This is a genomic window from Pseudomonas sp. JBR1, from assembly GCF_028198185.1.
GTDB lineage: Bacteria > Pseudomonadota > Gammaproteobacteria > Pseudomonadales > Pseudomonadaceae > Chryseomonas > Chryseomonas oryzihabitans_E.
The window spans coordinates 2,001,079-2,015,273 of record NZ_CP116340.1; the positions used below are offsets into that span (position 1 = coordinate 2,001,079).

Genomic DNA, 14,195 nt, shown 5'->3' on the forward strand with positions numbered 1-14,195 from the left:
CAGGCTGTCTTTCGCCCTGCCACAACCCTGCCCGCCATCCGTGTGGGCGTGACTGGAGGAGCATTGCGGCCATGGCTTTCCTGACTCTCGACAACCTTAGCAAGCGCTACGGCGACAGCTACGCGGTGGCCGGTTCGACCCTGGCCATCGAGCGCGGCGAATTCGTTTCCCTGCTCGGTCCCTCCGGCTGCGGCAAGACCACCACCCTGCAGATGATCGCCGGCTTCGTCGACGTCAGCAGCGGGCGCATCCTTCTTGATGGCCAGGACATCACCCAGGCCAAGCCGGCCAGCCGGGGTCTCGGGGTGGTATTCCAGAGCTATGCGCTGTTTCCGCATATGACGGTGCGCGACAACGTCGCCTTCGGACTGCGCATGCGCAAGGTCGCGGGCGCCGAGCTGGCGCGGCGGGTCGAGGAGGCCCTGGCGCTGGTGCATCTGGGACCGCATGCCGAGCGTTATCCGCGCGAACTCTCCGGCGGTCAGCGCCAGCGGGTGGCCCTGGCGCGGGCGCTGGTGATAGCACCACCGGTGCTCTTGCTCGACGAGCCGCTGTCCAACCTGGACGCCCATCTGCGCGAGGAGATGCAGTTCGAGATCCGCCGCATCCAGCGCGAGGTGGGCATCACCACCCTAATGGTCACCCACGACCAGTCCGAGGCGCTGTCCATCAGCGACCGGGTGGTGGTGATGGAGGCCGGGCGTATCACCCAGGTGGATGCGCCCTATCGCCTCTACGAACACCCGCGCAACAGATTCATCTCCGACTTCGTCGGCAAGGCCAACCTGCTGCCCGGCACCCTGGACGCCCAGGGCCAGCCGCAGATCGCCGCCGGTGGCGCCCTGGCGATCTCACTGCGCCCGGAAAAGATCGAGCTGCGTCCCGCCGGTGAAGGTCGCCTGCAAGGTCGGGTGCTGACCCGCTTCTTTCTCGGCAGCCAGTGGCTGTATCGCCTGGAAACCGTACTCGGTGAGCTGTCGGTATTGCGCAGCAACGATGGGCAACCGCCGCTGGATGAAGGCCAGAACGTTGGCCTGCATTGGGACGACAGGCTGCTGCGCCGGCTGGAAACCGCGGAGGCGGCGGCATGAGCACCCTGCTGCGCGGCACCGGTCGCGCCTATCTGCTCAGTGCCCCGGCCCTGGTGCTGTTCGCCGGGCTGCTGCTGGCGCCCCTGGCGCTGACCCTGGTGCTCTCCTTCAACGTCTTCGACTACGAAACCGGGGTCAAGGAAGGCAGCTACACCCTCGCCCACTACCTCAATCTGCTGGGCGATCCCTATTTCTACGAGATCTTCCTGCGCACCTTCTGGATCAGCGCCCTGGTCACCCTGCTCTGCGTGCTGATCGGAGTGCCCGAGGCCATCGTCCTCAGTCGCATGGGCGCGCCCTGGCGCTCGATCTTCCTGATCCTGGTGCTGACACCGCTCTTGATCTCGGTGGTGGTGCGCGCCTTCGGCTGGAGTCTGCTACTGGGCGCCGACGGACTGGTCAACCAGGCCATTGTGGCCCTGGGCGGGCGTCCGCTGAAGCTGCTCTACACCCCCTTCGCGGTGATCGTCGGCCTGGTCCACGTGATGCTGCCCTTCATGATCATCCCGGTCTGGACCTCGCTGCAGAAGCTCGACCCTGCCGCCGAGCAGGCCGCGCTGTCCCTGGGCGCCAGTCACCTGACGGTGCTGCGGCGCATCGTGCTGCCCCAGGTGATGCCCGGGGTGCTGTCCGGAACGCTGATCGTCTTCGGCCTGGCCGCCAGCTCCTTCGCCATTCCCGGCCTGCTCGGCGGACGCCGCTTGAAGATGGTCGCCACCCTGATCTACGACCAGTACCTGGCGGAACTCAACTGGCCGATGGGCGCCACCCTCGCGGTGGCCCTGCTGCTGCTCAACCTCCTGGTGATGCTGAGCTGGAATCGCCTGGTGGAACGCCGCTACAAACGTGCCCTGGGAGTCTGACCTCATGACCCGCAACGGCCCGCTCGGGCTCGCCTTCCATACCCTGGTGATGGTCTTCATGCTGGCGCCCCTGGTGGTGGTCTGCCTGGTGGCCTTCACCCCGGAAAACACCCTCAGCCTGCCCACCTCCGGCTTCTCGCTGCGCTGGTTCGCCGCCGTGTTCGAGCGGGCGGATTTCCTTACCGCCTTCTACAACAGCCTGCAGCTGGCCGCCCTCTCGGCGACCCTGGCAACGCTGATCGCGGTGCCGGCGGGGCTAGCCATCACCCGCTACCGCTTTCCCGGCCAGGGCTTTCTCAACGGCCTGTTCCTCTCGCCGATCATCATCCCGCACCTGGTGCTGGGCGTGGCCATGCTGCGGCTGTTCGCCCTGCTGGGGGTGAACGGCAGCTTCAGCTGGCTGGTGCTGGCCCACGTGGTGGTGATCACCCCCTATGTGCTGCGCCTGGTGATCGCCGCCGCCATCGGCATCGACCGCAGCGCCGAGCAGGCCGCCGAGAGCCTGGGCGCCAGTCGCACCACGCTGTTCTGCCGCATCACCCTGCCGATGATCCTGCCCGGCGTCGCCGGCGGCTGGCTGCTGGCCTTCATCAACAGCTTCGACGAGGTGACCCTGTCGATCTTCGTCACCTCGCCGGCGACCCAAACCCTGCCGGTGCGGATGTACGTCTACGCCACCGAATCCATCGACCCGATGATGGCGGCGGTGTCGGCCCTGGTGATTGCCCTGACCGCGGCCACCATGATCCTGCTCGACCGCATCTACGGCCTGGATCGCGTACTGGTGGGCAAACAATGAACAGCCGAGACCCCTCCATGGCACTGCTCACGCGGGTGGCCGAAGGCGACCGCCCAACCCTGGCCTTCACCCTCGACGGCCAGCCGGCCGAGGGCCTGGAGGGCGACACCCTGCTGACCGCCATCCTCACCCAGAGCGACCACCTGCGCGGCAGTGACTTCGGCGGCGAACCTCGTGCCGGCTTCTGCCTGATGGGTGCCTGCCAGGATTGCTGGGTGCGCCTGGCCGACGGCCGCCGGGTGCGCGCCTGCGCCACCTTTCTTGAAGCGGGCCAGGCGGTCAGTCGCGACCCGGGGCGGCCGCTGTGAGCGCCGTCGTGGTGGTGGGCGCAGGACCAGCGGGCATACGTGCGGCCCAGACCCTGGTCGCCCATGGCCTGAGACCGGTGCTGATGGATGAGAGCGCCCGTGGCGGCGGCCAGATCTATCGCCAGCAACCGGGCAATTTCCGGCGCCCGCTAAAGGCGCTCTATGGCTTCGAAGCCGGCAAGGCCCAGGCGCTGCACGGTGCTTTGACCGAGGTGCAGACGGCGCTGGACTATCGCCCCGACACCCTGGTGTGGAATGCCGAGCAAAGCGCCCTGGATACCCTGAGCCAGGGCCGCTACGTCGATCGCCTGACGTTCGACCAGGTCATCGTTGCCACCGGTGCCACCGACCGCATCCTGCCGGTGCCGGGTTGGACCCTGCCGGGCGTCTACAGCCTCGGCGCGGCTCAGGTGGCACTCAAGTTCCAGGGCTGCGCCATCGGTAGCCGTCCAGTGCTGGCCGGGACGGGCCCGCTGCTCTACCTGGTGGCCTATCAATACGCCAAGGCCGGGGCCAAGCCGCTGGCCGTGCTGGACAGCGCCCCCTTTCGCGACCAGGCCGCAGCCACCCCGGCGCTGCTCGGCCAGCCGGCCACCTTCGCCAAGGGGCTCTATTACCGCAGCTGGCTGGCGCTGCACGGCGTGCCCGTGCACCAAGGCGCCGAACTCCTTGCCGTCGAAGGCGAACGCCGCGTGGGTGCCGTCCGCTGGCGCGCTGCCGATGGCGAAGCGCATCGGCTGGAATGTGATGCTCTCGGCTTCGGCCAGACACTGCGCAGCGAGACCCAACTGGCCGATCTGCTGGGCTGCGAGTTCGCCTGGGATCCGCTCAATCGCGCCTGGCTGCCGGTGCGGGACAACGGCGGCCGCAGTAGCCAGGCCGGGGTCTACCTGGCCGGCGACGGCGCTGGCATCCAGGGCGCCGATGCCGCCGAACTGGCCGGCGAGCTGGCCGCCTTGAGCCTGCTGGCTGATCGCGGCCTGACGGTGGACGCGACGCGGGTCGACGCCTTGCAAGCACGCCTGACCCGCTTCGAGGTCTTTCGCCAGGGCCTGGAGCGCGCCTTCCCCTTCCCCGCGGATTGGGCCGCCAAGGCGCCGGATGACTTGATGGTGTGCCGCTGCGAGCAGGTCAGCGCCGGCGAGATCCGCGCCGCGGTGGATCAGGGGCACTGGGAGATCAACAGGGTCAAGGCCACCTGCCGGGTCGGCATGGGCCGCTGCCAGGGCCGCCTCTGTGGCGCCGCGGCGGCCGAGCTGATTGCCTGCGCCAGTGGCCGGCCGCTGGACCAGATCGGTCGGTTGCGCGCCCAGGCGCCGATCAAGCCGCTGCCCTTTGGCGTGGAGCTGGCGCCATGAGCCGGCTGGAGCTGGATGTCCTGGTCATCGGTGGCGGCATCGTCGGCAGCAGCGCGGCGCTGTTCCTCGCCCAGGGCGGCCAGCGCGTCGCCCTGCTGGAGCGCAACTTCTGCGGCGCCCAGGCCAGTGGCGTCAACTACGGCGGGGTGCGCCGCCAGGGGCGGCCACTGGTGCAGTTGCCGCTGTCCAGCCGTGCCCATGAGATCTGGGGTGGTCTGCAGGACCTGCTGGGCACCGATGGCGAATACCTGAGGTCCGGCCACCTCAAGCTGGCCCGCAGCGAGACCGACTTCGCCTCCCTGCAGGCCTATGCCCGGGCCAGCCAGGGCTTCGACCTCGATCTGCAACTGCTCGACCGCGGCGAATTGCGTCGCCGCTTTCCCTGGGTCGGCGACATCGCCGTGGGTGCCTCTTTCTGCCCGGAGGATGGCCACGCCAATCCACGGCTGGTCTCGCCGGCCTTTGCGCGGGCGGCTGCCCGCGCGGGCGCCCGAATCCTCGAACGGACCGCCGTGACCGTAGTCGAGCACGACGGCCAGCGCTTCCAGCTCCGCACTGACAGCGGCCTGACCTTGAGCGCGCCCTGGCTGCTGAATTGCGCGGGCGCCTGGGCAGCGGATCTGGCCGCCCGCTTCGGCGAGCCGGTGCCCCTCACCGCGGCCCATCCGGCCATGCTGGTGACCGAACCGCTGCCGCCCTTCATGACTGCCAGCACCGGCGTGGAAGGCGGCGGCATCTATGCCCGCCAGGTGGCCCGGGGCAATTGCGTGCTGGGCGGTGGGCGTGGCTTCGCCCTCGACGCCGACCGCGCCCGCCCCGGCCAGTTGGCCATCCTCGACATCCTGAGAAACGCCGCCGAACTCTATCCGGCGCTCACTGGCGCCCAGGCCATCCGCACCTGGAGCGGCGTCGAGGGTTATCTGCCCGATCACCAGCCGGTGCTCGGCCCCAGTCTTACCACCCCCGGCCTGCTGCACGGCTTCGGCTTTGCCGGCGCGGGCTTCCAGATCGGGCCGGCGGCTGGCGAAGCCCTGGCCGAGTGCATCCTGCACGGCGCGCCCCGGCACAGCCTGCAGGCCTTTTCCATCGCCCGTTTCCCTTCCCAGCCCAGGAGTTCCCAATCATGCGCCTGACCCCTGCCCTGCTCGTGGCCCTCGCCGGCCTGCCCCTGGCCGCAGTGGCCGAACCGACGCTCTACCTCGGCATGAACGGCGGCACCATGGAGCGCCTCTATGCCGACAGCGTGCTGCCCGCCTTCGAGAAGGCGCACAACGTCAAGGTGGTGATCGTGCCCGGTACCTCGGCGGACATCCTCGCCAAGGTCCAGGCCAGTCCGCAGAAGCCGCCGATCCATGTGATGTTTCTCGACGACGGCATCATGTACCGCGCCATCGGCATGAATCTGTGCAGTCCGCTCAAGCCCAGCGCGAGCCTGGCGCAGATCCCCGACAAGGCCAGGATCAAGGACCAGGCGGCCGCCGTCAGCCTGGGCGTGACAGGGCTTGCTTACAACAGCCGGCTGTTCAAGGAAAAGGGCTGGGCGGCGCCGACCTCCTGGGCGGACCTCGCCGATCCCAAGTACAAGGGCAAGGTAGTGTTCCAGTCGCTGTCGTCATCCACCTTCGGCCTGCACGGCTTCCTGATGTTCAACCGCCTCAAGGGTGGCACCGAGCAGGACGTCGATCCCGGCTTCAAGGCCTGGCCCACCACCGTCGGCCCCAATGTGCTGGAGTACATCCCCAGCTCGGCCAAGCTCTCGGAGATGGTGCAGACCGACGAGGCGGCGCTGTTCCCGCTGACGCCCACCCAGGTCACCGCGCTCAAGCTCAAGGGTATCCCGGTGGAATACGCGCCGCCCAAGGAAGGCGCCGTGGTACTCAACGTCGCCGAATGCGTGACCGCCAACAACGACCAGCCGGAGCTGGCCCAGCAATTGGCGGAATACCTGCTGACCCCAGAAGCCCAGGCGCCGGCGCTGGAACTGGGTGACCAGATCCCGTCCAACCCCAATACCCCCACCACCGACAAGACCCGCGGCCAGGTGGATGCCATGCAGAACTACCTGAAGACCGCCGTGACCATCGACTGGGACGAGGTCAACAAGGTACGGCCGCAGTGGAACGCCCGCTGGAACCGGCAGGTGGAGCGCTAGTCAGTCGGATAGCGCAAACGCACCGCTAGAGGTCGACCCTGGACAACTCCGGTCCGGGGCGACCCCTCACCCTTGGCGGCTTCCATCACCAGGAGAGCCGCCATGGCCAACCCGCCCATCACCGTTCTGCGCGACACCCAACCCATGCCCGTGGTCGATGCCTGCAAATGGGAGCGCATCGAAGGCGATCCCCATACCGTCAACCTCAATGCCTACACCTCCGATGACGGCAGCAAGATCATGGGCACCTGGATCTGCACCCCCGGCAAGTGGCGCGTCGACTACGTGAAGTGGGAGTACTGCCACTTCCAGGAGGGCTACTGCATCATCACCCCCGATGGCCAGGAACCCATCCACCTGAAAGCCGGCGACATCTTCGTCGTCGAGCCCGGCATGAAGGGCACCTGGGAAGTGGTCGAGACGGTACGCAAGTACTTCGTCTTCGCCTGATCCTGCCAGCCCCCGGCGCCGCTGCCGGGGGCCAGGCTTCAGCGACCGTCGAAGCCGCGGAAGAAGCGCTCGGCGTTGTCGCTCAGGGTTTCCAGGTCGTAACCACCCTCCTGCACGATCACCGTGGGCAGCCCCAGGGCCTTGATCCTTTCCCCCAGCCGGCCGAAGCCTGCCTGACTCACCGCCACCTTGGATTGCGGGTCCTTCTCGTAGATGTCGAAACCCAGGGACAGCACCAGCACGTCCGGCGCCCACCGACGCAGCGCCGCCTCGGCCTCATCCAGCCGGGCGAAGAAGTCGGCCTCGGAGGCGCCATGAGGCATCGGCAGATTGAGGTTGCAGCCTTCGCCCTGCCCACTGCCATGCTCGTCGGCGAAGCCGGCCACCACCGGATAGAAGTTAGTCGGATCGCCGTGGATCGACAGATAGAAGACGTCGTCGCGCTCGTAGAAGATTTCCTGAATGCCCTGACCGTGGTGCATGTCGGTATCCAGGATGGCGACCCGGGCAAAGCGCGTCCGTAGCTCCTGGGCGGCGATGGCCGCTCCGTTCAGGTAGCAGAAACCACCGGCCGCCTCGGCCCGGGCATGGTGGCCTGGCGGGCGACACAGTGCATAGGCGGCCGGCTCGCCGTCACGCACGCAGCGCGCCGCCGCCACCGCGCTCTGGGCGGAGCCATAGACGGCAGCCCAGGTCTGGGCGCCGATCGGACAACTGCCATCGGCCAGGTAGCGGGCAGTCTGGCCGAGGATGCCGCGCAACGGATTGCCTTCGCGAATGTAGATGTTCGACATCACCTCGTCACCCCAGTCCTCGGGCACCTGATGCCAGTCGTGGTAGGCGTTTTCCAGGTAGGTCACATAGGCTTCGCCGTGCACCGCATGCAGCGGCTCGCGCCCATGATCCACCGGCTGTTCGAGGGGATAGCCCAGGCGCTCCACCGCCGCGAGCAGGGCATCGAGGCGGGCCGGCACCTCCTGGGGCGTGCGCATCTGGCCGCGGGACAAGTAGCTGCGTGGGTGATGCAGACGCTGGTCGGGATGGAAGAAGGTCTTCACGTCATCTCTCCTGGTGGCCGGCGCGAGCCAGCACCGCATTGAACAGGACGTCGGCGCCACGGCGGACGTCCTCGAAGGTGGCCGACTCGGCCTCGTTGTGACTCAGACCGCCGGCGCAGGGGATGAAAATCATCGCGGTGGGGCAGTGCCTGGCCAGGTGGATGGCGTCGTGACCGGCGCCGCTGATGATGTCGCGATAGGGATAGCCCAATGCCTGGACTGCATTGCGCACAGCGGCGACGCAATCGGCGGCGAAGGGGGTAGCAGGACTCAGCCAATGCCGCTGGACGTCCAGCGACAAGCCGCGCTCGTCGGCCACGACGGCCAGGCATTCGCGCGCGGCCGCTTCCATGGCCGCCAGCGTCTGGTCCTGGGGATGCCGCAGGTCCAGGGTGAAATGCACGTCGCCGGCAATGGTGTTGCGCGAGGAGCGCGCGACCTCCAGCTGCCCCACGGTGACCAGTCCGTCGCCGAAGCGAGAAGCGAGATCCTCCAGCGCAGCCAGCATCCGGCCGACACCGAACAGGGCATCCCGGCGCCTGGCCATTGGCGTGGTGCCGGCATGAGCGGCGGTCCCCTGAACACGGATGTCGAGCCAGCAGATCGCCTGGCCGCCGGTCACCACACCGACAGGGACACCCGCGTCCTCCAGCACCGGGCCCTGCTCGATGTGCGCCTCGAAGTAGGCGTCGAAAGGCCGACCCAGGGGCAAGTCACCGGCATAACCGATGCGCTCCAGGCTGGCGGCCACGGAGATGCCGTCGCGGTCGCAGGTCGCCAGGGCCTCGGCCAGGGGCAGTTGCCCGGTGAAGACCGCGGACCCCAGCATGGCGGGGGTGAAGCGAGCACCCTCCTCGTTGGTCCAGACGGCGAGTTCCAGTGGCCGGTCGGTCTGGATATCCGCATCGTTCAGGCTGCGCATCACCTCGAGCCCGGCGAGCACGCCATAGACGCCATCGAAGCGGCCGCCCTTGGGCTGGGTGTCCAGATGGCTGCCCATGACCACCGGTGCGGCCTGGGCATCGCGACCCGGCCGGCGGGCGAACAGGTTGCCGATGCGATCCACCGCCAGGCTCAGGCCGGCAGCCTCGCACCATTGGCCGAACAGGGCCCGTCCCTGGCGATCCTCCTCGCTCAGCGCCAAGCGGCTGCTGCCACCGGCCTCACCGGGGCCTACCTCGGCCATGGCGGCCAGGCTCTGCCAGAGGCGTTCACCGTCGATTCGATACATGCTGTGTTCCTCGTGATCAGGCGGGAGTGACATGGGCGGTAGCCTCCCGGCGGCGGGCCAGGGCCGCCACACACAGGAACGAGAGGCCCGCCAGCAGGGAGTAGAAGACCGCCAGCGGCCACCACTCGCCCGTGAAGCGGTGCGCCAGCAGGGTGCCGACCATGGGGGTCAGGCCACCGGCGATGGCGCCACAGATCTGGTAGGCCAGGGAAATCGCCGTATAGCGCACCCGGGTGGCGAAGACGCCGCTGACGAAGCCGGCGATCACCGCATAGAAAGACGCCATGCAGGCCGCCGCCAGGGCGATCCCCAGCACGATCAGCGGCGCCGAGCCGGTCTTGACCAGCACGAACATCGGATAGGGCGAGGCCATGGCCAGGGCGGAGATCAGCAGCAGGAAACGCGCGCTGCCCAGGCGCTCGGCGAGCAGCGCGGCCAGCGGCTGGACCAGGAACTGGATGAGCGCGACGAACAGCAGGCAGTCGAGGATCAGCGAGCGCGACAGCTCCAGCACCTGGGTGGTGTAGCTGAGCATGAAGGTGTTGGTGAAATAGACCCCGGCGATGCCCAGGGTATTGGCGCCGATGCACAGCAGCAGCGGCCGCCAGGCGGTGCGCAACACCTCTGCCGCCGGTGCCTTGACCGTCTCCTGGCGCCCCTTCATCTCCGCGAACTCGGGGGACTCGTCCACGCCCAGGCGAATGGCCAGGCCGACCACCAGGAGCAGCGCGCTGGCCAGGAACGGCAGGCGCCAGCCCCAACTGAGCAGGTCCTCTTCCGGCAGGCTAGTGACACTGCGAAAGGCCAGGATCGACAGGATCAACCCAGCCGGGCTGCCCCACTGGGCGAAGGACGCGAAGAAGGTGCGCCGCCCCTTGGGTGCGTGTTCGCCGGCCATCAGGACGGCACCACCCCATTCGCCGCCCACGGCGATGCCCTGCACCACCCGCAGCAGGATCAGCAGGATCGGCGCCCAGACCCCGGCCTGGCTGTAGGTCGGCAGCACCCCGATGAGTATCGTCACCACGCCCATCATCAGCAGGGTGACGATGAGGGATTTCTTGCGGCCGATGCGGTCGCCGATGTGGCCGAAGACCAGGCCACCCAGAGGCCGGGCGAAGAAACCGACGGCAAAGGTACCGAAGGCGGCCAGGGTGCTCAGCAGGCGATCATCGGAAGGAAAGAACAGCTGGCCGAAGACCAGCGCGGCGGCGGTGGCGAAGATGTAGTAGTCGTACCACTCGATGGTGGTACCGACGAAGGCTGCCGCGGCAGCGCGCCGGGGTTGGCGACGAGGCGAAGTGGACGGCATGCAGGGGTGCTCCTATCGACTACCGAAAAGAGGGGCGCCGAGGGGCGCGGACGAAGCGGACTGGACGGTCGAACGCCCAGAGGGCGATGGGCCGGAGCGGTCAGGGAGACATGGACGCAGCACTCCTGGGATGTCGTTCTTGTTGGGCAGGAGGGGAAAAGGGATGCAGGAGCGTTCTGGGACGCCTTGACGTCGTTATCCCTTGGCGGGCTAAGATTAGTCAATTTTCTAATTCTTATACTTATCTATAAGCATGGCTAATAATCAGGACAGGCCGCTCTCCCCCGCGCCTACGCAGGAGGGTCGGCGCTTTCTCAACGATCGGCTGGACTGGAATCTCCTGCGCACCTATCTGGTAATCGTCCAGGAAGGCAGCGTGAGTCGTGCCGCCGCGCGGCTGCACCTGACCCAGCCGGCGGTGAGCCAGGCGCTCAAGCGGCTGGAGGAGCAACTCGACCGCGCGCTGATTATCCGTCGCGGACCGCGCTTCGCCCTCACCGAGGCCGGGGAAGAGGTAGCCCGGATCGCCAGCGATCTCTATGGCAACGTCTCCCGTCTTGGCGCCGCCCTGGAGCAATCCACGGAAACCGTGGTGGGCAAGGTGCGGATGCTCACCATCAGCCGCATCCAGTCACGCTGCTACGACGACTTCCTCGCTGACTTCCATCGGCGCTTTCCGCGGGTGGAGCTGGAGATCGACGTGATGCGCAGTTCGGACATCATCAGCTCCCTGTTGCAGAAGACCGCGACCCTGGGCCTCGCCCTGTGCCGGCTGCCCCAACCCAAGCTGGAACAGCGGGTGCTGTTGCAGCAGCGCTATGCCTTCTTCTGCGGACGGCGCCATCCCCTGTTCGGCCGTAACGGGCTGTCGCTGGCCGATCTGCAGGGCGAGAACTTCGTCAGCTTCACCAGCGACCAGATCGGCGGCAGCCTCTCACCGCTCACCATCTTTCGCGACCAGCAGGGCTTCACCGGCCGCATCGTGGCCTCCTCGCCCAGTCTCGAAGAGATCCGCCGCCTGGTCGGGGCCGGCTACGGCATCGGCTGCCTGCCCCAGCACGTGGTGGCCGACGACGTGGCCGCTGGCGAACTCTGGCGCCTGCCGCCCAGCGAGGGGGTGGCCGACGTGGACGTGCATCTGCTCTGGCACCGCGAGCAGCGCATGACCCAGGCGGAAACGGCGTTGCTGGAAGGCTTCCAGCATCTGCTGGCGACCACCGAGGTGGCGGCGCGGCTCTAACGCGCATTCCACCCGCCAGCGAGGGGCGCCTTGCTATCCTTGTGCACCGGACACCCTCGCCAAGGAGCTTCCATGGATCCCTACCCTCGCCCAGGTACCTGGCGCGAGCGCCTGTACATCATCATCTTCCATACCTATACCCCGGCTGGAAAACTCTTCGACACCCTGCTGCTGGCGGTCATCATGGCCAGCCTTGGCGTGGTGATGCTCGACAGTATCCAGTCCATCCATTTGCGCTACGGCAGCTGGCTCTATGGGCTGGAATGGATCTTCACCGGCCTCTTCGCGATCGAGTACCTGCTGCGGGTGATCTGCGCGCCTCGGCCGCGGCAGTACGTCACCAGCTTCTATGGCCTCATCGACCTGCTGGCCGTGCTTCCCGCCTTCATCGCGCTGGTGACGCCCGACGCCCAGTACTTCCTGGTCATCCGGGTGCTGCGGATGATGCGGGTGTTCCGGGTGCTCAAGCTCACGCCCTACCTGAGCCAGGCGGATTTTCTCATGGTGGCGCTGAGCAGCAGTCGCCAGAAGATCACCGTCTTCCTGCTGGCCATCTGCACCCTGGTGACCATGTTCGGTACCTTCATGTACGTCATCGAAGGACCGGCCAATGGCTTCACCAGTATCCCGCGCAGCATCTACTGGGCGGTGGTGACCCTCACCACCGTGGGCTTCGGCGACATGGTGCCCAAGACGGCCCTGGGCCAGACCCTGGCGAGCATGATCATGATCACCGGTTATTCGATCATCGCCGTGCCCACCGGGATCTTTACCGCGGAGCTGGCCAATGCCATGCGCAGCGCCACCCTGCAGCGCGACTGCCCGCACTGCCAGAAGCCCACCCACGAGCCCGACTCCTCCTTTTGCAACCGTTGCGGCAGCCCGCTGTTTCCCCGCCCCGAGGCGGGTCAGCAGGATAGGTCGGCGTCCTAGAGCGGAAGTCGCCTAAGGCGTGGCGTCGCTGGCATGGCATGCCCAGGCGGGCCGGGTGGCCAGGCGGCCGAGATAGGCTTCGATCGCCGGCGCCGCGATCCGCTTGATCGGAGTGCGCCGCCAGCGATGCAGCGACAGGCCCAGGACGATGTCGGCCAGGCTGAAGTGCTCGCCGGCCACATAGGGGCCGTGTTGCGCCAGGTGCACCTCCAGGATGGCGACGCGTCCATTCCAGGCGGCGATGCCTTCCTGCAGACGCTGCGGATCTGGCACTGGCGGCTGGTGCTTGACCAGTGCCAGATAGGGATAGCTCCAGGCCGGGTTGAGCTCGCTGGCCTGCCAGTCCAGCCACTGATCGACCTGTGCCCTGTCCCGTGGCGCCAACGGATAGAGCGCCTCGCCACCATGGGCATTGGCCAGATAGCGCAGGATGCTGTTGGACTCCCAGAGCACGAAATCGCCATCCAGCAGTACCGGAATCTGGCCATTGGGATTCCACTGCAGGTACTCGGCGGACTGCGCCGAGCGAAAGCCGGCGCCCCAGTCCTCGCGCTCGTAGCCCAGGCCCAGTTCATCCAGGCACCAGAGCACCTTGCGCACATTGATCGAGGAGATGCGACCAAGGATCTTCAACATGCTGAAGCGACCTCCAGAGGTTGACGGCTGAGATAGGGCTCGATGTTGCCGAGCGCCCGCTCGACATAGTCCTCCTTCTCGCCCACCGGTGCGACATAGTGCAGCGCCTCGACCGCCGCCTCGCGGCCCAGCAGCCGGGCGATGGCCCAGGCGGCCAGGTAACTGGACGCCAGGCAGCCTCCGGCCGTGGCCAGGTTGCCACGGGCGAAGAACGGCTGTTCCAGTACCTTGATGCCAGCGTCCTGCACCCAGGGCTTGGTGGTGAGATCGGTGCAGCCGGGCACGCCGTCCAGCAGGCCAAGTCGCGCCAGCAGCAGGGTGCCGGAACACTGGGCACCGATCAGCTGGCGAGCGGGATCGAGCACGGCCAGCTGCTCCAGCAGCGCCGCATCGCGGGCAAGTTCGCGGGTGCGGATGCCACTGCCCACCAGCACGGCGGCGCAGCCGGCCAGCTCCTCGAAGCCCGCCTGCCGCTCCAGGCGGACGCCATTCATGGAGGTCACCCAGGGCGAGGGCGCCATCAGCGAGACGCGCCAGTCCGGGCGCTTGATGCGATTGAGAATCCCCAGGGCGATCAGGGAGTCCAGCTCGTTGAAACCGTCGAAGGTGAGGATGGCGAGGTGCATGGGGCTACCGGATGAATGGGAGAAGTCCGGATTCTCGTCCCGTTTCGGGCCGACCGGCCAGATACAGTGCCGCGCCAAGCCATGCATACAGCCAGGCCGTGGCCCTTAACGGTTCTGGGTCGACGCATTGATCCGTCA

General features: G+C 67.5%; 15 protein-coding genes. 10 read left to right on the forward strand and 5 right to left on the reverse strand.

Going from position 1 to position 14,195, the window contains the following annotated elements:
• The first annotated feature begins 71 nt into the window (after window positions 1–71).
• The 8 genes from PJ259_RS09285 to PJ259_RS09320 all read left to right on the forward strand — a co-directional run bounded on the left by PJ259_RS09285 (window position 72) and on the right by PJ259_RS09320 (window position 7,021).
• Window positions 72–1,091 carry an ABC transporter ATP-binding protein gene (locus PJ259_RS09285; protein ID WP_271655552.1) on the forward strand — a complete coding sequence of 340 codons (1,020 nt, stop codon included), beginning with the start codon at window positions 72–74 and terminating at the stop codon, window positions 1,089–1,091.
• Entirely contained in the window at window positions 1,088–1,954 is an 867-nt protein-coding gene (locus PJ259_RS09290; RefSeq protein ID WP_271655553.1) for an ABC transporter permease, read from the forward strand. Before PJ259_RS09285 ends, PJ259_RS09290 begins: the two co-directional genes overlap by 4 nt.
• Window positions 1,955–1,958: 4 nt before the next feature.
• Complete coding sequence (locus PJ259_RS09295) at window positions 1,959–2,753, forward strand: ABC transporter permease (protein ID WP_133863274.1); 795 nt, start codon at window positions 1,959–1,961, stop codon at window positions 2,751–2,753.
• 17 nt (window positions 2,754–2,770) lie between these two features.
• A complete protein-coding gene (locus tag PJ259_RS09300) occupies window positions 2,771–3,061 on the forward strand; it encodes a (2Fe-2S)-binding protein (RefSeq protein ID WP_271655857.1) in 291 nt (96 codons plus the stop codon).
• A complete protein-coding gene (locus tag PJ259_RS09305; RefSeq protein WP_271655554.1) occupies window positions 3,058–4,419 on the forward strand; it encodes an NAD(P)/FAD-dependent oxidoreductase in 1,362 nt (453 codons plus the stop codon). The genes PJ259_RS09300 and PJ259_RS09305 overlap by 4 nt, the downstream gene beginning before the upstream one ends.
• Window positions 4,416–5,552 carry an NAD(P)/FAD-dependent oxidoreductase gene (locus tag PJ259_RS09310; protein WP_271655555.1) on the forward strand — a complete coding sequence of 379 codons (1,137 nt, stop codon included), beginning with the start codon at window positions 4,416–4,418 and terminating at the stop codon, window positions 5,550–5,552. The genes PJ259_RS09305 and PJ259_RS09310 overlap by 4 nt, the downstream gene beginning before the upstream one ends.
• Complete coding sequence (locus tag PJ259_RS09315) at window positions 5,543–6,571, forward strand: ABC transporter substrate-binding protein (protein WP_271655556.1); 1,029 nt, start codon at window positions 5,543–5,545, stop codon at window positions 6,569–6,571. The genes PJ259_RS09310 and PJ259_RS09315 overlap by 10 nt, the downstream gene beginning before the upstream one ends.
• A 102-nt stretch (window positions 6,572–6,673) precedes the next feature.
• Window positions 6,674–7,021 carry a cupin domain-containing protein gene (locus PJ259_RS09320; protein ID WP_271655557.1) on the forward strand — a complete coding sequence of 116 codons (348 nt, stop codon included), beginning with the start codon at window positions 6,674–6,676 and terminating at the stop codon, window positions 7,019–7,021.
• A gap of 38 nt (window positions 7,022–7,059) precedes the next feature.
• Here the strand turns inward: PJ259_RS09320 and PJ259_RS09325 are convergent, their stop codons facing one another.
• Genes PJ259_RS09325 through PJ259_RS09335 form a run of 3 tightly spaced genes read right to left on the reverse strand, consistent with a single transcriptional unit; the run spans window position 7,060 to window position 10,622 of the window.
• On the reverse strand, window positions 7,060–8,079 hold the full coding sequence (locus tag PJ259_RS09325) for a histone deacetylase family protein (RefSeq protein ID WP_271655558.1): 1,020 nt from the start codon (window positions 8,077–8,079) through the stop codon (window positions 7,060–7,062).
• Window position 8,080: 1 nt separating this feature from the next.
• Window positions 8,081–9,310: a Zn-dependent hydrolase gene (locus PJ259_RS09330; protein WP_271655559.1), complete on the reverse strand. Its 1,230-nt coding sequence runs from the start codon at window positions 9,308–9,310 to the stop codon at window positions 8,081–8,083.
• A 16-nt stretch (window positions 9,311–9,326) separates the two neighbouring features.
• Window positions 9,327–10,622: an MFS transporter gene (locus tag PJ259_RS09335; protein ID WP_059315662.1), complete on the reverse strand. Its 1,296-nt coding sequence runs from the start codon at window positions 10,620–10,622 to the stop codon at window positions 9,327–9,329.
• A 253-nt stretch (window positions 10,623–10,875) separates the two neighbouring features.
• Between PJ259_RS09335 and PJ259_RS09340 the strand changes: the two genes are divergently transcribed.
• Both PJ259_RS09340 and PJ259_RS09345 read left to right on the forward strand, forming a co-directional pair.
• A complete protein-coding gene (locus tag PJ259_RS09340; protein ID WP_271655560.1) occupies window positions 10,876–11,862 on the forward strand; it encodes a LysR family transcriptional regulator in 987 nt (328 codons plus the stop codon).
• Between the two features lie 72 nt (window positions 11,863–11,934).
• Window positions 11,935–12,795, forward strand: coding sequence for an ion transporter (locus PJ259_RS09345; RefSeq protein ID WP_059315664.1), 861 nt, complete (start codon window positions 11,935–11,937; stop codon window positions 12,793–12,795).
• A gap of 12 nt (window positions 12,796–12,807) precedes the next feature.
• Here PJ259_RS09345 and PJ259_RS09350 read toward each other — a convergent pair whose 3' ends face one another.
• Window positions 12,808–13,431: a glutathione S-transferase family protein gene (locus PJ259_RS09350; protein ID WP_271655561.1), complete on the reverse strand. Its 624-nt coding sequence runs from the start codon at window positions 13,429–13,431 to the stop codon at window positions 12,808–12,810.
• Window positions 13,425–14,057, reverse strand: coding sequence for a DJ-1/PfpI family protein (locus PJ259_RS09355; protein ID WP_271655562.1), 633 nt, complete (start codon window positions 14,055–14,057; stop codon window positions 13,425–13,427). Before PJ259_RS09355 ends, PJ259_RS09350 begins: the two co-directional genes overlap by 7 nt.
• Window positions 14,058–14,195 lie beyond the last annotated feature (138 nt).